Origin of the sequence: Nioella aestuarii, from assembly GCF_050896395.1 — a bacterium.
Lineage (GTDB): Bacteria > Pseudomonadota > Alphaproteobacteria > Rhodobacterales > Rhodobacteraceae > Nioella > Nioella aestuarii.
The window spans coordinates 177,898-195,348 of record NZ_JBPBBA010000004.1 but is presented as its reverse complement, the minus strand read 5'-3'; the positions used below and the strand labels follow the sequence as shown (position 1 = coordinate 195,348).

Genomic DNA, 17,451 nt, shown 5'->3' with positions numbered 1-17,451 from the left:
GCCGCAGCGACCGCCGACGCGCAAGCCGAAGCGGCCACGCCCGCAGCTGCCCCCGTCGCCGAAGTGGTAGAGGCAGAAGCGACCCTTGCACCCGACGCCGAGGCCGAGCTGCAGCGCGAGCTGGCGCAGATCGAAGCCGAACGCGAAAGCCGCCGCGCCGAGCGCGAAGCGCGCCGTCAGCACATGAACAGCAACGATGTGGCCGAGGCCAGTGTCAGCCGCCTGTTCGACGCGACCGACAGCCGCCTGTCGACCGACGAAAACACCCGTCGTCGCGCCAATATCGAACATCTGAAAGCTGCCGTTGCGGCCCGTGCCGCCGAGGAACAACTGAACGGCCCGCAAGCGCCGCGCGATGATACCGGCCCCTATCGCGAAGATCTGGCCGAGGTTATGCGCCCGCGCCGGGTTCAGAATGATGGCCGCCGCCGGTCCGACCGCCCGGCCAGCGAACAGCCGCGCCAGACGCCGCTGGTTCTGGTCTCGGAACAGCGCGTGGACGAGGGCAACAACCAGCCCGCCCCGCGCGCCAGCGTCGTGCGCCCGCGCCGTATCACCCGTGGCAACACCGCTCTGGCCCGTGTGCAGCAGGACGATCTGGATGAAGATCAGGCCGCACCGCTGACCCTGGCCGCACAGAACCGCATCACCCGGATACCGGAGGCCGATGAAAACCTGTTCGATGCCGAGGACAATTTCCAGGAATTCCTGGACACGCATGACGCAACCGAGCTGGTGGACATTGCCGCCGCTGCCTGCGGATTTGCCGCACTCAAAAGCGATGGCCAGCTGTTCGGACGGGCCGAAGTGATCCGCCTGATTCAGAACGGAGCCAGCCCAAGCGCGTCACGGGAAGAGGCAATGCAAGCCTTTGGCGAGGTGCTGAATTCCGGTCACATCGAAAAGATAAGACGCGGCCATTTCCGCCTGACCGCGCAGTCGCCCTATTTCAACGGCTAAGCCGCCACCAATTGTAAGAGCTTCGCCCTGGCCCTAGTGGCCCGGGGTGTCGTCGTTTTCCGCGTCGGGGTCGGCCTGTCCTACGCCTTTGAACACGGCGCGGAACGGGATCGCCCACACGATGCCCAGGACCAGATAGATCCCCAGCTCCAGCAGGATCGAGGGCCGGTCAAACAGGCTCAGAAGAAACCAAGCCAGCCCGATATAAACCGGCAACCCGATCAGCAGGATGATCAGTGACCATCGACGGCGGGCTTTGTAGGACAGGGCCATCAGTCGGCAAACGGGTCGGTCACGAGAATCGTGTCGTCCCTCTCCGGGCTGGTGGACAAAAGTGCGACCGGGCACTGGATCAACTCCTCGACCCGGCGCACATATTTGATCGCGCCGGCAGGCAAATCGGCCCAGGACCGCGCCCCTTCGGTCGATTCTGACCAGCCAGGCATCTCTTCGTAGATCGGTTTGCATCGCGCCTGCTGATCAGCTGCGGTCGGCAGATAATCCAGAACTTCGCCGTCCAGCTCGTAGCCGGTGCAGATCTTCAGCGTTTCGAACCCATCCAGAACGTCCAGCTTGGTCAGTGATATGCCATTGATGCCGCTGGTGGCGCAGGTCTGACGCACAAGGCAGGCATCGAACCAGCCACAGCGGCGTTTGCGGCCCGTCGTGGTGCCAAATTCATGGCCGCGTTCGCCAAGACGCTGACCGTCATCATCCAGCAGTTCCGTCGGGAACGGCCCTTCGCCAACACGGGTGGTATAGGCCTTTACGATGCCCAGGACGAAATCAATCGCATTGGGGCCGATACCCACACCGGTGGCCGCCTGCCCGGCGATCACGTTCGAGGAGGTCACAAAGGGATAAGTGCCAAAGTCGATATCCAGCAGCGCGCCTTGCGCGCCTTCAAACAGGATCCGCTTACCAGCGCGGCGCTTTTCGTTCAGCACCTTCCACACCGGCGCGGCGAAGGGCAGGATCTGCGGCGCGATCTCTTTCAGGTCAGCGATAAGCGCATCGCGGTTCACCGGGTCGATGCCCAGACCACGACGAAGCGGGTCGTGATGCTGAAGCGCACGGTCGACCCGAGCGATCAAGGTCGCCTCATCCGCCAAGTCTGCCACGCGGATCGAACGGCGCCCGACCTTATCCTCGTATGCAGGGCCGATGCCGCGCCCGGTGGTGCCGATCTTGGTGCCCTTGCTGGCCGCTTCTTCACGGGCGCGGTCCAGCTCTCCGTGAATGGGCAGGATAAGCGGGGTATTTTCCGCGATCATCAGGGTTTCGGGTGTAATCTCTACCCCCTGGTCGCGCACGGTCGCGATCTCTTTCACAAGGTGCCACGGGTCCAGCACCACGCCGTTGCCGATGACCGACAGCTTGCCACCGCGTACCACACCCGAAGGCAGCGCGTGCAGTTTGTAGACCTTGGAATCGATAACCAGCGTATGGCCGGCATTGTGCCCGCCCTGGAACCGGGCGATCACATCGGCGCGCTCGCTCAGCCAGTCGACGATCTTGCCTTTGCCTTCGTCGCCCCATTGGGCGCCCACGACAACCACGTTGGCCATGTCCGAGGTTCCTTCCTGATCAAACCGTGGCGTGTATAGCGATGGCGTTAACGGGACGAAACAGGAAAGTGAGGCCCCAATGGACGCAGCTTGATGTGAAAGCTGCATATCGATTGCTCAAATAGGCCTAAACTTGCTGCACATGCACAATGAAGGCTCTTGCGGCGGCCTGTCGCATCCCATAAGTAGTCCGCAATGAACGCAAGGCCCGGGAAAGCTGCCATATGGAAAACGTCATCCTCGTCGTCCACCTGATCCTTGCCATCTGTCTGATCGGAGTCGTTCTGCTTCAACGGTCTGAAGGTGGCGGTCTTGGCATGGGCGGTGGTGGCGGTGGCGCTATGACCGGACGCCAGGCGGCAACGGCTCTGGGCAAGCTCACGTGGATCTTCGCGATCGCGTTCCTCGCGACCTCGATCACCCTGACGATCATCGCAGCGCAGAATTCATCGACCGGTTCGGTTCTTGACCGCATTGGCGCAGCCCCTGCCGAATCCACGGAAGACACCGTCGTTCCCACCCTTCCGGGTGAGGGTCCGCTGCTTCCGCCCGCTGAAACCGATGCGCCGCTGGTTCCGCCTCGCGCTGACTGACCTCAATAAATCTTGGGGTTACGGCCCTTATCTAAACATCATATAGCGGCCGGCTTGCCCTGCCCGTGCGAATCCTGTTATCCTCAAATCCCGTGGAATAGGGACTGAGCGACCGGGATTTGTCCTTTTTTGGGCAGCCGGTCCGGCACGGGGGATTGCACCACATGGCGCGATACATCTTCATCACCGGCGGGGTTGTGTCCTCGCTCGGGAAAGGTCTGGCTTCGGCGGCGCTTGGTTCGCTTCTTCAGGCCCGCGGCTTCACCGTCCGGTTGCGAAAGCTTGACCCCTATCTGAACGTCGATCCCGGCACGATGTCGCCCTTTGAACATGGCGAAGTGTTCGTGACCGATGACGGCGCTGAAACCGATCTCGACCTTGGCCATTACGAACGCTTCACCGGGGTTCCCGCCTGCAAGACCGATTCCGTCAGCTCGGGCCGAATCTATTCCAACGTTCTGGAAAAAGAGCGGCGTGGCGAATACCTGGGCAAAACCATCCAGGTGGTTCCGCACGTCACCAACGAGATCAAGGATTTCCTTGCCATTGGCGAAGACGACGTGGATTTCATGCTGTGCGAAATCGGCGGCACCGTGGGCGATATCGAGGGCCTGCCGTTTTTCGAAGCGATCCGCCAATTCAGCCATGACCAGCCCCGCGGGCAATGCATTTTCATGCACCTGACGCTGCTGCCCTATCTGGCCGCGTCGGGCGAGTTGAAGACCAAGCCGACCCAACACAGTGTCAAGGAACTGCAGTCGATCGGGATCGCGCCCGATGTGTTGGTCTGTCGGTCCGAACACCCAATTCCCGACAAGGAACGCGAAAAGATCGCGCTCTTCTGTAATGTCCGCAAAGAGGCGGTCGTGGCGGCCTATGACCTGAATTCGATCTACGAGGCCCCACTGGCCTATCATCGCGAAGGGCTGGATCAGGCGGTGCTGGACGCGTTCGGAATTTCCCCCGCCCCGCGCCCCGATCTGACGGTTTGGCACGATGTGGCGGACCGCATTCACAACACCGATGGTGAGGTGCGAGTCGCCATTGTTGGTAAATACGTGCAGCTTGAAGACGCCTACAAGTCGATCAAGGAGGCACTGACCCATGGCGGCATGGCCAACCGGGTGAAGGTCAAGGCAGAGTGGATTGACGCGGAGATCTTCGACCGTGAAGATCCGGTCCCCTATCTGGAAAGCTTTGACGCGATCCTCGTTCCCGGTGGATTTGGCGAGCGCGGAACCGAAGGCAAGATCAAGGCCGCGCAATTCGCCCGCGAACACAAGGTGCCCTATCTGGGCATCTGCCTGGGCATGCAAATGGCGGTGATCGAGGCGGCCCGCAACCTCGCCGATCTGGACGATGCAGGGTCGGAAGAGTTTGACCACGAATCCGGAAAGAAGCGCTTCACGCCAGTGGTTTATCACCTCAAAGAATGGGTGCAGGGAAACTACACCGTCAAACGCAAGGTCGATGACGACAAGGGCGGCACCATGCGGCTTGGCGCCTATGACGCGACGCTGAAAGAGGGTTCTCTGGTGTCGAAGGTTTATGGCTCCTGTGCCATCGAGGAGCGTCACCGCCACCGCTACGAGGTCGATATCAAGTATCGCGAGGCGCTTGAGGAGAAGGGGCTGATTTTTTCGGGCATGTCCCCCGACGGCGCGCTGCCAGAGATCGTCGAACACAAAGGCCACCCGTGGTTCATCGGCGTTCAGTTCCACCCCGAACTGAAGTCGAAACCGTTCGAACCACATCCGCTGTTTCGCGATTTCGTGCGCGCTGCGAAGGAAAACTCACGCCTCGTCTGACGCGCAGAAACCTGAAAAGAAACAAAAATTCATCCCCCGCCCGGATTTTCGGAGCGGGGGTAAACTTTTTCATTAACAATCATTGAACCGTACCCAGGCCCGGCGCGACCTATCCTTGAAAGCCATTTCAGCAGCTTCTCATCACCGCCATAGGCCATAACCGACCAAGGACTTTTATCATGACCAAAACCTTTACCCCCCTCGCCTCCGCCCTCGCTCTCGCCGCTGTTATGGCCGCTTCTTCGGCCCATGCGGATGCCACCAGCTTTGACGGCTTCTATGGCGGCCTCGCCATCAGCTCTGTCGGGCTCGACCCGAACTTTTCGGCCTCCTCGATCAGCAACGCCGTGGGCTATGACCTGTTCGCAGGGTACAACCATGCTCTGGACAGCAACTGGGTTGTCGGCGGCGAACTGAGCTTCGGTGCCTCCGGCGGTCACAATGTGTCCGGCGGGGCAACCATCGTTGATCTGGAAAACATGATGACGATCAGCGCCCGCGCTGGCTATGTCTTTGACAACACGATGATCTATGGCCGCTTGGGCTATCAGACCGGCGATCTCTCCATCTCGACCTCTGCTATCACGCCCGATCTGGACGGCGCTGTTTTCGGTTTGGGTGTCGAGCATATGTTCACCGACACGCTGTCTGGCCGCATCGAGCTGAGCCGCTCGGTTCTGGATCTGTCGGGCACAGGCGTTCCTGCCGGGGCAGAGCTTGACCGCACAGCCCTGTCGATCGGCGTCGCCTTTCATTTCTGATCACGGTTTTCCCTCGAACCGGCGGGCGGGTGCAGCAATGCCCCGCCCATTTTCTTTGGCTTGCATCCCTCACGGCTTTCTGGGCCAACTGATTGAACATTCCCCACGGAAAGGCCCGCCCGATGACTGCCCTGCCCTTCGCCACCTGCGATGTTTTCACCGACCGGCCCTATACCGGCAATCCGCTGGCCATCGTTGAGCAGGCCGATGCTTTGACCACAGAGCAAATGCAGACCATTGCGCGGGAGTTTAACCTCTCTGAAACCATTTTCGTGCAAACCCCGGATGATCCTGACCATACAGCCAAGGTGCGCATCTTTTTTCCGACGGCTGAGATTCCTTTTGCCGGTCACCCTACCATCGGCTGTGCGATTCATCTGGCAAAACAGCGCAACGCTGGTGCGGATTGGGACGATCTGATCACGTTGGAAGAAGTGGCGGGGCTGGTGCCTGTCACAGTGGCCTGTCGGAACGGTCAGATTCGCGCCGAATTCACCGCGCCGCAGCTGCCTGTGCCCCTTGGCGGCGATACCAGTACAGAGTTGATCGGCAAGGCGCTTGGGCTCTCTGCCGGGCAGATCGGCTATGGCAGCCATGTTCCGCGTGTCTGGAAGGCGGGGCCGGACTTCCTGTTCGTGCCGCTCGCAGGCCCACATGCGCTGGCCGCCGCCAAACCGGCAGGCGCAGCCTGGGCTGAGCTGTCGCGCAACACAAACGAATCGGTGTTTCTATATACGCCTGCGGGCGACCAGACCTTTCGAACCCGCATGTTCGCGCCGGACCATGGCGTGCCAGAGGATCCGGCCACCGGATCGGCCTCGGCCATCTTTGCGGCGCAGCTATTGGTGGGGGGCGATCTGGACCCGGATGGCACCACGGCCTTCACCCTCGTTCAGGGCGTCGAGATGGGCCGCCCTTCGGACATTGGACTAAGCGTCGATTGCGCGGCTGGAAAGATCACCGCCATACGCATCGCGGGAAGTGCCGTGCCGGTGATGTCCGGGCAGATCACCCCGCCGGACGCCTGACAGTTCGACCTTGGCAGCGCGGGTTTTGCGCCTTATCTCGAAAGGATGTTCGGAGAATTGCTGAAACGCCTCACGGCGACTGACCCCACCCGCCTGCCCGATCCCGATGCGCGTCTTGCCCTGGCCGCTTTGCTGGTACGGATCGCCCGCAGTGACGGATCTTATGATGCTGACGAGGTCGCGCATATCGACCGCGTACTGGCTGAACGCAACGGCATCGGCCCGTTCGAAGCTGCCAAGCTGCGCGCCGAAGCAGAAGCGTTGGAGGCAGAGGCGCCCGATACCGTCCGCTTTACCCGCGCCATCAAGGAGGCGGTTCCCTATGAAGACCGCGCCAGCGTAATCGAGGCATTATGGTCGGTGGTGTTGGCAGATGGCGTTCGTGACCACGAGGAAGACGCAATGCTGCGCCTGACCGCCAACCTTCTGGGCATCAATGACCGTGACAGCGCGCTGGCCCGCCAGCGGGTCGAAGCGCGGGGCTGAGCCAGTGCTGCGGGCGCTGCTGGCCGGTCTGGTGCTGGCTACGCCGCTGGATGCGCAGGGCATTGAAGCGGTGGACTACGACACCGTTCTGGCCGACGCCCAAAGACTGGTCACGTTCGAGATCCTGCCGCCCCGACCTGAACCGGGATACCCGCTCGATCACGGCATTGCCTTTGCCGGCGGCCGGATCGGCAGCGCCTTTGCCGGGCAGAGCCTTAGCGATGTGGACGGGTTCGACCGCTTGGGCGGCCCTCCGTCAGTGCCCTTATCGCTGATAACGGGACCGTCCGGGCAAGGGCTGTCGCTGGCCACGCATCGCGGCTTTGGCTCGCTTGCCATCTATCCCCTTGGTTCTGCTGGATTTCCCGCTTTGAACGCACGGGGTGAAGGCAGCGTAGCGATCCTGTTTGACGAAGATGTCTGTCAGGTTGGGCTGCGGGTTCATAGTGACTATCCCGATACGCTCGGCGCGAATGCTGCCCCACGCGGCGCAGTCACGCTGGCCGCTTTTGGCAGGGCGGGAGAGACGCTTGGCCAGATCAGTCTTGGATTGGCCTCTGGCATCACGTCCCACGGGCTGCGGAGCGTCGACAGCCTGTCGGCCATCGCCGGCTTGACTGTTGAGAACTCCGACCCCGGTGGCATTGCACTTGATGACCTTGCTTTCGGCCCCTGCGCACAGGCCCTAGGATGATGCCTATGCACGCCTCTCTGCCAATGTATGACCGCCCCGAAATGCGCGCCGAGACAGACCGTTTCTGGGCCCTGACCCGCGACGCCCTGCGCGATCGGGGTATTGCTGCTCCCGATGCGCTGACGCGAGAGTTCAACAGCCCATGGGAGCTTTGGCAATCACCCGATCTGCTTCTGTCCCAGACTTGCGGACTTCCCCTGCGCGCGGTTTTGCGTGACAAGGTGACGCTGGTTGCCACCCCCGATTTCGCCCTGCCCGGCTGTGCTACGGGCCACTACAATTCGGTGCTCATAACGCGTCCCGAGAACGCCGATACACCGATGGAAACACTGCTGCGGGGCCGAACCGTGATAAATGAAGGTCTGAGCCAATCAGGTTGGGGGGCACTTTGCCGATATGCTGACCGTCTCGGCATGATCCCGGCCAAACCAACACTCAGTGGCGGCCATGCCTTTTCCGCCCGTGCCGTGCTGGAGGGACATGCCGATCTTGCCGCCATTGACGCGCAGACTTGGCGACTGCTGCTGCGATATGAGCCGGACCTGCGCACGCTTGTGGAACGGGATCGTACCGTTCCCACCCCGGCGTTGCCGCTGATCACCGCGATTGGCTGCGATCCGGCCCCGCTGAACGCCGCTTTGGAAGACGCAATTGCTGCCCTGCCAGACGAGGACTGCAATACCCTTTGCCTCGCGGGCTTCACCCGCATTCCCCTGGACGATTACATGGCGCTGCCGGTGCCGCCAAATCCCGACGATCTGCCGCAATGACGGGCAAATACACGGGCGGACCCTAGGTCACCCGACAGATGCGCATTGCAATTGCGCAGTTTTTGCGCAGAAATCGCAGAGGTTCACAGGGAACAATAGCGTGACAGACCAAGCACCGCCCGTCATCGAAATCACGGGACTACACAAGAGTTTCGGAAATCTGCACGTTCTGAGGGGCGTCGACATGCGGGCCTGCGCGGGCGACGTGGTGTCTCTGATCGGATCATCGGGATCGGGCAAGTCGACCTTGTTGCGCTGCGCCAATCTGCTGGAGGACAGTCAGGATGGCCGCATCGTCTTCGAGGGCGAAGAGGTGCACTGGAAGGGCTCTGGCCCCAATCGCCATCCTGCCGATCGGGATCAGATCCGCCGCATCCGTACCAATCTCAGCATGGTGTTCCAGCAGTTCAACCTGTGGGCGCACATGACCATCCTTCAAAACGTGATGGAGGCGCCAGTCACCGTGCTTGGCCGTGACAAGGCCGAGGTGGAGAAAGACGCGCGGCTGTATCTCGAAAAGGTCGGCATTGGCGACAAATGCGACGCCTGGCCCGCACAGCTTTCGGGCGGTCAACAGCAGCGCGCGGCAATTGCCCGGGCGCTATGCATGCAGCCGCGGGCGCTGCTCTTTGACGAACCCACCTCCGCGCTGGACCCTGAACTTGAACAAGAGGTGGTAAAGGTCATCAAAGATCTTGCCGCGGAAGGCCGCACCATGATCCTTGTGACCCATGACATGCGGCTGGCCCGTGATGTATCGGACCATGTCGTGTTCCTGCATCAGGGCAAAATCGAAGAAGAAGGGCACCCGGAAGAGCTGTTTGGCAACCCCAAGACGGAACGCCTGCAACAATTCCTAAGCCACACCACGTCAATCTGACGTCAACAAACAACCAACTGGGAGTAAGACAATGAAAAAACTGGCATTTTCCGCCGCTATCCTGGCGCTGACAGCTGGCATGGCAATGGCTGACGGCCACGGCCGCACCATCCGCATGGGCACCGAAGGCGCCTACCCTCCGTATAACTTCATCAACGACAATGGCGAAGTTGACGGGTTCGAGCGGGTTCTGGGCGACGAGCTTTGCGCACGTGCCGGCCTGACCTGCGAGTGGGTCACCAATGACTGGGATTCGATCATCCCGAACCTGACCTCAGGCAACTACGACACCATCATCGCCGGCATGTCGATCACCGACGAGCGGGATGAGGTTATCGACTTCACCCAAGACTACATCCCGCCGACCCCGTCGATCTACGTGGCCCTGTCTGACGACGTGGACCTGGCAACCGGTGTGATTGCGGCGCAGGCCAACACCATCCAGTCGGGCTATATCGCGGAATCCGGCGCCACCTTGCTGGAATACGCCACCCCCGATGAAACCGTGGCCGCCGTGCGCAATGGCGAGGCAGACGCGGTCTTCGCCGATATCGACTTCCTGACCGACATCACCGACGAAGATGCAGAACTGATGGTCGTTGGTGACCCGGTGCCGCTTGGCGGTGGCGTGGGCATGGGCCTGCGGGAAACCGACGGCGAACTGCTTGAAATGTTCAACGCCGCCATCACCTCGATGAAGGAAGATGGCAGCCTGAACGCGCTGCTCGTTGAATGGTTCGGCGACGACATTCCGACCTACGAATAATCCGACCCCGGCGCGCGGCAGGCACGATCTGCCGCGCGCCAACCCTTGCGAGGTCCGATGTTCGAGTTTTGCGCCGACCCATCCACGCTGGACACGTTTCCATGGTTCGCCTGCTACCTGACGAACGGCGTCCACCTGCTGTTCTATCAAAGCTTCCTGACCGTGCTGACGCTGCTGGCCATCACCGCCCCCGTGGCGCTGGCCTTCGGCTTTGTGGGCGCGGCGGCCAGCCGATCGCATATCCTGCCGATCAGCTGGTTGGGCAAGCTCTACACCTCGATGGTGCGCGGCGTTCCGGACATCGCCTTTTTCCTGTTCTTCGTGATCGCACTGGATCAGGCACTGGAATGGATCAACCATCAGATCCAATGCCCCGACTGGGACGAACCCATCCGGCAGGGCGCGAATTTCATCGTCTGTCAGGCGGCGAAAATCCCCCTCAGTTCCGCCCCGCAATGGGTGCACGAGGTCTATAACTTCTTCATTGCGGTCTTCACCTTTTCGATCGTGTTCGGTGCGTTCGCCGCGAATGTGCTGTTCGGTGCCATGCGCGCCGTGCCGCGTGCGCAGCTGGAAACCGCCGAAGCCTATGGCATGACGCGCCGCCAGACCTTTTGGCGCATTCTCGTGCCGCAAATGTGGGTCTATGCGCTGCCGGGCCTGTCAAACCTGTGGATGATCCTGATAAAGGCCACGCCGCTGCTGTTCCTTCTGGGCGTCGAAGATATCGTTTACTGGGCGCGTGAACTTGGGGGCAGCCGCACGTCGCAGTTTGCCTACCCGCACCCCGACTGGCGGCTGTGGTACTTCCTCGCACTGCTGGTCTTCTATCTGGGCTTCACCCGCCTGTCAGAGATCGTTCTGGGGCGCATAACCCGCCGCCTCAGCCACGGACAGGCCACCGCAGGCGGTGAAGCACAAAGAAAGGCCGCGGCATGAGTTGCTGGGAAACCGTTCAGGCCTATGCCTTCCGCTCGCTCGGATATGGCGAACGGCTTTTGCCGCGCGGAGAGATCAGCCTATGCGAACAGGTGACGCTGATCGGCTCGGGCATGATCTGGAACATCTATTTCGGGGTGCTGGCTCTGTTCTTCGGTTTCTTTTTGGCCGTGACCCTGGCCGTGGCCAAGAACAGCCATCTGAAATGGGCGCGCAAACCGGCCGAATGGTTCATCTTTGTCTTTCGGGGATCTCCACTATTCATCCAGTTTTTCCTGGCCTATTTCGCGTTGGTGCGCCTGCCCGAAGAGATTGGCAGCCTCGATATCAGCTGGCTGACCGACCCGTTCGCAAAGGCGTGGCTCGGGGCTCTGATCGTTCTGTTCCTCAATACCGCCGCCTATGCCGGGGAAATTTTTTATGGCGCGCTCCGCTCGATCCCCAAGGGTGATCTGGAGGCTGCCGATGCTTATGGCATGTCGGGGTTCAAACGTTTCCGGCGCATCGTCTACCCGACCATGCTGCGGCTCGCCTGGCCCGCCTATACGAATGAGGCGATCTTCCTCTTTCATGCCACGACACTGGTCTATTTCTCGGGCTTTCCCGCGTTCCGCCAGCAAGGCGATGCACTGTACTACGCCAGCTATTTTGCCGACCGGACCTTCAACCCGTTCATTCCCTATCCGATCGTGGCCCTGTTCTTCATCGTGCTGACGCTGGTCGTGATCACCGTGTTCAGCCTGATCAACCGACGCCTTAACCGACACCTTCCCGCCGAACGCCGTGCCCGCGTGCGCTATCGGCCCAATCTGATCCGGTAAGCCCATGCGCATCGGCATCCTGCTGGCTGATGAATTTGACGACCCAACACAGGCCGCGATTGGCCCCTATCAGGGGCTTTTTGAACGGCTTCTGTCCGGACATGGGTTTACATATCATGCCTGGAAAGTCTCTGAGATGGAGCTTCCAGATAGCCCCGATGACGCGGAGGGCTGGCTGGTCACTGGGTCAAAAGCCGGGACTTATGAAGACCATCCGTGGATCACCCCATTGGAAGAGACGATCCGCAACATCCGCGCAAGCAGCAGGCCGCTTGTGGGCATTTGCTTTGGCCACCAGATTATCGCCCAAGCGCTTGGTGGACGGGTCGAAAAGTACGCAGGCGGTTGGTGCGTGGGACGCCATGTTTACCAGATCGACGGTCGCGACGTGCCGCTCAATGCCTGGCATCAGGATCAAGTCGTCGAACTGCCGCCCGACGGCCGTCGGCTTGGCCAGTCATCGTTTTGCGAAAACGCGGTGCTGGCCTATGGCGAAACTGTGCTGACCTATCAGCCCCATCCAGAATTCGACGCTGACGTGACCGGCCATTTCGCCCGGACGCTAAGGGGTGGCGCGGTCCCCGACGAAATACTGGACGCGGCCCAGTCCAAGCTGCATCAGCCGACCGACGGCGACCAGATCGGCCAGCAGATCGCCGCGCATTTCCTGCTTAACCGCAGGTAAATCTCACCATTTGCCCGCAGATTTCCGTCACTCATGCCGGTTCTGTCTTTGATCCGTTACGATTCCAATGTAAAGGAAATCGAAATGTAGATTTTCGAAAAGGTGAAATCATGACGCTCGCCCCCAATGTCTATGACGCCGAGCCGATCCCGGAAAGCGCCCGCGCTGAAGTGGAACGTCTGCTGCTGACGGGTGATCTTTTTCGCTACACCGCGCCTGAGGACGCACCGGTAAGCCTGCTCGAACGCGAATTCGCCGACATGATGGGAATGAAATACGCTCTGGCCGTGTCGTCCTGTTCGGCTGCGCTCTTTCTGTCGCTTTTGGGGCTCGGGCTGAAACCCGGCACCCGCGTGCTGATCCCCGCTTTCACCTTTGCAGCCGTTCCCTCCGCCGTGGTGCATGCCAATTGCCAGCCGGTGCTGGTCGAAGTTGGCGAGAACTACCGGGTGAACATCGAGGATTTCAAAGCCAAACTGACCGACGATATCGGCGCGGTGATCATCAGCCATATGCGCGGCCACACCTCTGACATGGACGCGATCATGGCGCTGTGCGATGCCGCAGGCATTCCCGTGGTCGAGGACGCTGCCCATTCGCTTGGCACAACCTGGCACGGGCGGAAAATTGGCACGATCGGGCGCGTCGGGTGTTTCAGCTTCCAATCCTATAAGCTGGTCAATTCCGGTGAGGGTGGCATTCTGATCACCGATGATGCCGATCTTGTTGCGCGCGCGGTGATCATGTCCGGGGCCTATGAACATAACTGGGCAAAGCACAAAGCGCCTGAAGGCGACAATACAGCCGAGCTCGCCGCCGCCTTTGCCCGCTGGCAGAACCAACTGCCGCTGTATAATCTGCGCCTGTCGAACCTGACAGCGGCGATTGTGCGCTCGCAGCTGCCAGAGGTCGCCCGGCGTGTCAGGGATGGCCGCGCCAATCATGACTATGTGGCGGGCCTGCTCAACAGCTCGCCTTGGCTTAGCGTGCCCCCAGCCCTTGCCCCTGAGGAACGGGCGCCGGACTCGATCCAGTTTAATCTTGTTGATTTCACCGATGATGCCGAGGCACGCGCCTTTGCCGATGCGGCGGCGGCCCGTGGGGTCAAGGTACAGATCTTTGGCTTATCGGCCGACAATGCGCGCGCCTTCTGGAATTGGCAATTCATCCCGGGCGATCAACCCGACTTACCGCAGACACGTGCCATGCTCATGCGCGCCTGCGATGTACGCCTGCCCGCGCGGCTGCAAAGGGACGATCTGGACTTCATTGCATCGGCTCTGCTCGCGGCAGCCGAAGACGTGAAGTCACATGCCCGCGCCTACGGGACCTGACAAAAACTTTTCAGGAAAAGTTTTGTGACACGGAAGATTTTTCCTGAAAAATCTTCCGGTTCGCAAAGCTGAAGGATTTTCGGGAAAATCCTTCTTTGGCCTCGGCTACAGCTTGGACAGCTTCGACTGAAGTTCCGCCAGTTGCTTCTTGATCTCTGACAGCTCATCCCCGGGTTCGCTGTCACCATCGTCATCCGATGCCGACGGCCCCGACCACTGACCTGAGATGCCCCCTGTCATAGCCTTCATAAAGGCCTCTTGCTGCGCGCGCATCGCCTCGAACCCTGGCATGCTGGCCATCGGATTCAATGCGGTCATGTTTTCAACCATCTTAGATTGCCCGTCCCGCAGCATCTCGAAGGACATGGCCAAAAACTCTGGCACCACGCTTTGCGCTTGTGTGGTGTAGCTGCGCACCAGATCGGTTAACACCCCGATCGGCAAGACGCTTTCCCCGCGGCTTTCATGTTCGGCAATGATCTGAAGCAGATACTGCCGCGTCAGGTCATCCCCCGATTTCAGGTCGACGATCTTCACCTCTCGGCCTTCGCGGATGAAACCCGCGATATCTTCAAGCGTCACATAGTCCGATGTCTCAGTATTATAGAGCCTGCGGCTGGCATAGCGCTTGATCAGTAGCGGTGCATTGGTGTCAGCCATAGCCATCTCCCTTGTCCCTTACACTGCATTGCAGCATGGAGAGCCTAGTAGGTTGCGCACAAAAAGCAATCACTTGCAGTCACAAAAGAAAAGGACGGGCCCGGGGCACGGGTCCGTCCTTCTGAAATTCGCGCGGAGTGGGAGGAAATCCGGGCGAAAATCTGGCTGGCGCCTTAGGCGGCAGCGGCAGCTTTCTTGGCAGCGGTAGTCACCTCGGCGGTGGCTTTCTTGACGGCTGCGGTGGCTTCTTCGGAAGCTTCCTTGCCGGCGGCCATCATCAGCTCGACGGTTTCCATCTGAACTTTCTTAGCGATCTCAGCGAAAGCAGCCAGGGTCTCGGCGGTCATTTCAGCCTGAGCGGAAGCGAAATCGGTCATCGCTTTGGTGTAGGCGGTCGGCTCGTCTTTGACCTTGGTCACGTCGCCAAGCTTGGACAGGGTGTCCTTGGTCCACTGGGTCGAAATCTCGGTCGACTTTTCAGCGGCTTCCAGAGCAACCTTGGAGAACTTCTCGCCCATTGCGGCGGAAGATTTGAAGGCGTCGTTATAGGCGGACATATCAACGGGGAAAGCAGCCATTGCTTCGTTGATGTATTTGGTGAAGTCGTTGGTCTTGGCCATCGGTTTATCTCCTGTTTGTCCCGCTTTGGGACGGTAGGGTTTGAATTCTGCGTCTGCGAAAGAATATGCATGCTGCGGCGCAGCAAATCAAGTCTTTTTCTGCACTGCAGCAAAAAATCCTCTAACCCTATGAAAATCAGCCTTTTGTCGTCACCAGAACATAGGTTCCGGGCGCATCCGCCAGGGTTTCATAGCCCGACTCACCCGGTTCGCGGGCGGGAACCTGCGCTCCGGACCGACGGCCAAGCCACTCTTCCCAGACCGGCCACCACGATCCTTCGTGGAACTCAGCGGCCTCCAGCCAATCATCGGCGGTGCCTTTGACCTTCGGATTCAGGAAGTGGCCGTATTTCTTCTTGGACGGCGGATTGATGATGCCGGCGATATGGCCCGACTCTGACATGATGAAGGTCTTGTCACGGCTGCCGAACTGCTCGAACCCGGCATAGCAGTTCTTCCAAGGTGCGATGTGATCGGTCTTGGTCCCCACGGAACAGACGGGCAGTTTGATATCCCGAATGCTGACTGTTTCGCCCAAGATCTTGAACCCACCCTCTGCCAGTTCATTGGCCTGGCACAAGTGACGCAGATATTGTTTGACCATTCGTCCCGGCAGATTGGTGCTGTCACCATTCCAATAGAGCAGATCGAAGGCAGGCGGCGCTTCGCCCATCATATAGCTGCGAACAGCGGGTCCGTAGACCAGATCGTTTGATCGCAGAAAGCTCATGGTCTTGGACATGAAGAAACTGTCCAAAATGCCCTTTTCCGTCACCTGCCGTTCAATGGCTTCGACGAAATCATCTTGCAGGAAGACCGTGAATTCCCCCTGATCGCTGAAATCGGTCAGCGTGGTAAAGAAGGTGGCGGATTTTATCGACTTGTCGCCGCGCTTTTGCATCAGCGCCAGGGTGGCCGACAGGGTCGTGCCCGCGATGCAGTAGCCCACGGCATTGACCTGCTTTTCGCCGGTGATCTCCTTGGCGACCTCAACAGCCCGCAAATAGCCTTCCTCGATATAGTCCTCCAACCCGACATCGGCATAGCTGGCATCGGGGTTGATCCAGCTCACCACGAACAGGGTGTAGCCCTGCTCGACAATCCAGCGGATCAGAGAGTTCTGGGGCTTGAGATCCATGATGTAGAACTTGTTGATCCAGGGCGGGAAGATCACCAAAGGGGTGCGGTGGACCGTCTCGGTCTTGGGCGCGTATTGGATAAGCTCCATCATCCGGTTGCGGAACACCACCTTGCCTTCTGCGGTGCCGATATTGCCCCCGACCTTGAAGGCATTGGGATCGGACAATGTCGGCAACAGCTCACCCTTGTTCGCCTCGATGTCGCGGACGAGGTTTTCCAGCCCGTCCACAAGACTCTGTCCATCCGTGTCGATGGCCTTTTGGAGCGCGTCCGGGTTGGTGGCGAGATAATTCGTAGGCGCAAACAGGTCGATGATCTGGCGGGAAAAGAACTCCACCCGGCTCTTTTCCTTGGGCGTCAGCCCCTCAAGTTCGGCCATGGATTGTTCGATGGCGTCCGAGTTCAGCTCATATTGCTTGCGGACGAATCGAAAATAGGGATGTGTGCGCCACATGGGGTTGGAGAAGCGCTTGTCCTTAGGGGCTTCCTCGTCATCTTCGGGCAGCTCGAACTGGCCTGACGCCAGCGCCTGCTGCGTTTCAATGAAGTTTTCTACCGCCTTGGACCAGTAGGCCACTTGCTGGCCCATCAGCTTGGTGGGGTTTGTCAGCATATCATTGAACAGCGCCGACCCAGCTTTAACATACAGATCCTGCCCTGGACCCGACATGCCGGGTTCAGTTGTCAGATCCTTCTTGCCAAGGGCGGCCACCATCCGTTTGGACAGCTCCTCCATCTTTGCAAGGTTCGCATTGAGGCGTTCAAGATTGTCCCCCATATCACCGTCTCCTTCGTCCGCGTGCTGTGCCATGACTTGATTTTGCCCTCTCAATGCTGCATGTGCATATAAGCCTTGCCAGGGTGAGGGGGCAAAGCGACGAAATGATCCGGGTCCGACTGGACCGGTCTTTGTCCAGTTTTGCAGGAGTCTTAACGCG

18 protein-coding genes and 1 pseudogene are annotated in these 17,451 nt (G+C 59.9%); 14 read left to right on the top strand and 5 right to left on the bottom strand.

Going from position 1 to position 17,451, the window contains the following annotated elements:
• Positions 1–960: pseudogene (locus tag ACROHD_RS04880) on the top strand (hypothetical protein); the annotation flags it as partial.
• 33 nt (positions 961–993) lie between these two features.
• On the opposite strand, the gene ACROHD_RS04875 reads toward ACROHD_RS04880, so the two are convergent.
• Both ACROHD_RS04875 and ACROHD_RS04870 read right to left on the bottom strand, forming a co-directional pair.
• On the bottom strand, positions 994–1,233 hold the full coding sequence (locus ACROHD_RS04875) for a DUF2842 domain-containing protein (RefSeq protein WP_432676225.1): 240 nt from the start codon (positions 1,231–1,233) through the stop codon (positions 994–996).
• Positions 1,233–2,528: an adenylosuccinate synthase gene (locus tag ACROHD_RS04870; protein ID WP_432676224.1), complete on the bottom strand. Its 1,296-nt coding sequence runs from the start codon at positions 2,526–2,528 to the stop codon at positions 1,233–1,235. Before ACROHD_RS04870 ends, ACROHD_RS04875 begins: the two co-directional genes overlap by 1 nt.
• A 224-nt stretch (positions 2,529–2,752) precedes the next feature.
• On the opposite strand from ACROHD_RS04870, the gene secG reads away from it, so the two are divergent.
• The 13 genes from secG (at position 2,753) to ACROHD_RS04805 (ending at position 14,093) form a co-directional block, all read left to right on the top strand.
• Complete coding sequence (gene secG / locus ACROHD_RS04865) at positions 2,753–3,121, top strand: preprotein translocase subunit SecG (protein WP_432676223.1); 369 nt, start codon at positions 2,753–2,755, stop codon at positions 3,119–3,121.
• A gap of 164 nt (positions 3,122–3,285) precedes the next feature.
• Entirely contained in the window at positions 3,286–4,929 is a 1,644-nt protein-coding gene (gene pyrG, locus ACROHD_RS04860; RefSeq protein WP_432676222.1) for a CTP synthase, read from the top strand.
• A gap of 179 nt (positions 4,930–5,108) precedes the next feature.
• The gene (locus tag ACROHD_RS04855; RefSeq protein WP_432676221.1) at positions 5,109–5,690 is read left to right on the top strand and encodes an outer membrane protein; all 582 of its coding nucleotides are present in this window, start codon (positions 5,109–5,111) and stop codon (positions 5,688–5,690) included.
• Positions 5,691–5,812: 122 nt separating this feature from the next.
• Positions 5,813–6,718, top strand: coding sequence for a PhzF family phenazine biosynthesis protein (locus ACROHD_RS04850; protein WP_432676220.1), 906 nt, complete (start codon positions 5,813–5,815; stop codon positions 6,716–6,718).
• 45 nt (positions 6,719–6,763) lie between these two features.
• The gene (locus tag ACROHD_RS04845) at positions 6,764–7,204 is read left to right on the top strand and encodes a tellurite resistance TerB family protein (protein WP_432676219.1); all 441 of its coding nucleotides are present in this window, start codon (positions 6,764–6,766) and stop codon (positions 7,202–7,204) included.
• Positions 7,155–7,898, top strand: coding sequence for a hypothetical protein (locus ACROHD_RS04840; protein ID WP_432676218.1), 744 nt, complete (start codon positions 7,155–7,157; stop codon positions 7,896–7,898). The genes ACROHD_RS04845 and ACROHD_RS04840 overlap by 50 nt, the downstream gene beginning before the upstream one ends.
• Before the next feature lie 5 nt (positions 7,899–7,903).
• Positions 7,904–8,668: a phosphate/phosphite/phosphonate ABC transporter substrate-binding protein gene (locus ACROHD_RS04835; protein ID WP_432676217.1), complete on the top strand. Its 765-nt coding sequence runs from the start codon at positions 7,904–7,906 to the stop codon at positions 8,666–8,668.
• Between the two features lie 100 nt (positions 8,669–8,768).
• Positions 8,769–9,548, top strand: coding sequence for an ABC transporter ATP-binding protein (locus tag ACROHD_RS04830; protein ID WP_432676216.1), 780 nt, complete (start codon positions 8,769–8,771; stop codon positions 9,546–9,548).
• Between the two features lie 31 nt (positions 9,549–9,579).
• Positions 9,580–10,314, top strand: a complete 735-nt coding sequence (locus ACROHD_RS04825; RefSeq protein ID WP_432676215.1) for a transporter substrate-binding domain-containing protein — start codon at positions 9,580–9,582, stop codon at positions 10,312–10,314.
• A gap of 57 nt (positions 10,315–10,371) precedes the next feature.
• Positions 10,372–11,253, top strand: coding sequence for an ABC transporter permease (locus ACROHD_RS04820; RefSeq protein ID WP_432676214.1), 882 nt, complete (start codon positions 10,372–10,374; stop codon positions 11,251–11,253).
• The gene (locus ACROHD_RS04815; protein ID WP_432676213.1) at positions 11,250–12,074 is read left to right on the top strand and encodes an ABC transporter permease; all 825 of its coding nucleotides are present in this window, start codon (positions 11,250–11,252) and stop codon (positions 12,072–12,074) included. Before ACROHD_RS04820 ends, ACROHD_RS04815 begins: the two co-directional genes overlap by 4 nt.
• 4 nt (positions 12,075–12,078) lie before the next feature.
• Positions 12,079–12,759: a type 1 glutamine amidotransferase gene (locus ACROHD_RS04810; RefSeq protein ID WP_432676212.1), complete on the top strand. Its 681-nt coding sequence runs from the start codon at positions 12,079–12,081 to the stop codon at positions 12,757–12,759.
• Between the two features lie 110 nt (positions 12,760–12,869).
• Positions 12,870–14,093: a DegT/DnrJ/EryC1/StrS family aminotransferase gene (locus tag ACROHD_RS04805; RefSeq protein ID WP_432676211.1), complete on the top strand. Its 1,224-nt coding sequence runs from the start codon at positions 12,870–12,872 to the stop codon at positions 14,091–14,093.
• Positions 14,094–14,198: 105 nt separating this feature from the next.
• Here ACROHD_RS04805 and phaR read toward each other — a convergent pair whose 3' ends face one another.
• From phaR to ACROHD_RS04790, 3 genes are all read right to left on the bottom strand, one after another.
• Positions 14,199–14,753, bottom strand: coding sequence for a polyhydroxyalkanoate synthesis repressor PhaR (phaR, locus tag ACROHD_RS04800; protein ID WP_432676210.1), 555 nt, complete (start codon positions 14,751–14,753; stop codon positions 14,199–14,201).
• A 173-nt stretch (positions 14,754–14,926) separates the two neighbouring features.
• Positions 14,927–15,373: a Phasin gene (locus tag ACROHD_RS04795; protein ID WP_432676209.1), complete on the bottom strand. Its 447-nt coding sequence runs from the start codon at positions 15,371–15,373 to the stop codon at positions 14,927–14,929.
• A 136-nt stretch (positions 15,374–15,509) separates the two neighbouring features.
• Complete coding sequence (locus ACROHD_RS04790; RefSeq protein ID WP_432676208.1) at positions 15,510–17,291, bottom strand: PHA/PHB synthase family protein; 1,782 nt, start codon at positions 17,289–17,291, stop codon at positions 15,510–15,512.
• Between the last annotated feature and the right edge of the window lie 160 nt (positions 17,292–17,451).

Coding starts and splice junctions, on each gene's coding strand:
- ACROHD_RS04810 (WP_432676212.1), top strand. CDS start 12,079: ATGCGCATCGGCATCCTGCTGGCTGATGAATTTGACGACCCAACACAG.
- ACROHD_RS04795 (WP_432676209.1), bottom strand. CDS start 15,373: ATGGCCAAGACCAACGACTTCACCAAATACATCAACGAAGCAATGGCT.
- ACROHD_RS04840 (WP_432676218.1), top strand. CDS start 7,155: ATGACCGTGACAGCGCGCTGGCCCGCCAGCGGGTCGAAGCGCGGGGCT.
- ACROHD_RS04790 (WP_432676208.1), bottom strand. CDS start 17,291: ATGGGGGACAATCTTGAACGCCTCAATGCGAACCTTGCAAAGATGGAG.
- ACROHD_RS04875 (WP_432676225.1), bottom strand. CDS start 1,233: ATGGCCCTGTCCTACAAAGCCCGCCGTCGATGGTCACTGATCATCCTG.
- ACROHD_RS04855 (WP_432676221.1), top strand. CDS start 5,109: ATGACCAAAACCTTTACCCCCCTCGCCTCCGCCCTCGCTCTCGCCGCT.
- ACROHD_RS04835 (WP_432676217.1), top strand. CDS start 7,904: ATGCACGCCTCTCTGCCAATGTATGACCGCCCCGAAATGCGCGCCGAG.
- ACROHD_RS04870 (WP_432676224.1), bottom strand. CDS start 2,528: ATGGCCAACGTGGTTGTCGTGGGCGCCCAATGGGGCGACGAAGGCAAA.
- ACROHD_RS04815 (WP_432676213.1), top strand. CDS start 11,250: ATGAGTTGCTGGGAAACCGTTCAGGCCTATGCCTTCCGCTCGCTCGGA.
- ACROHD_RS04850 (WP_432676220.1), top strand. CDS start 5,813: ATGACTGCCCTGCCCTTCGCCACCTGCGATGTTTTCACCGACCGGCCC.
- secG (WP_432676223.1), top strand. CDS start 2,753: ATGGAAAACGTCATCCTCGTCGTCCACCTGATCCTTGCCATCTGTCTG.
- phaR (WP_432676210.1), bottom strand. CDS start 14,753: ATGGCTGACACCAATGCACCGCTACTGATCAAGCGCTATGCCAGCCGC.
- ACROHD_RS04820 (WP_432676214.1), top strand. CDS start 10,372: ATGTTCGAGTTTTGCGCCGACCCATCCACGCTGGACACGTTTCCATGG.
- ACROHD_RS04825 (WP_432676215.1), top strand. CDS start 9,580: ATGAAAAAACTGGCATTTTCCGCCGCTATCCTGGCGCTGACAGCTGGC.
- ACROHD_RS04845 (WP_432676219.1), top strand. CDS start 6,764: ATGTTCGGAGAATTGCTGAAACGCCTCACGGCGACTGACCCCACCCGC.
- pyrG (WP_432676222.1), top strand. CDS start 3,286: ATGGCGCGATACATCTTCATCACCGGCGGGGTTGTGTCCTCGCTCGGG.
- ACROHD_RS04805 (WP_432676211.1), top strand. CDS start 12,870: ATGACGCTCGCCCCCAATGTCTATGACGCCGAGCCGATCCCGGAAAGC.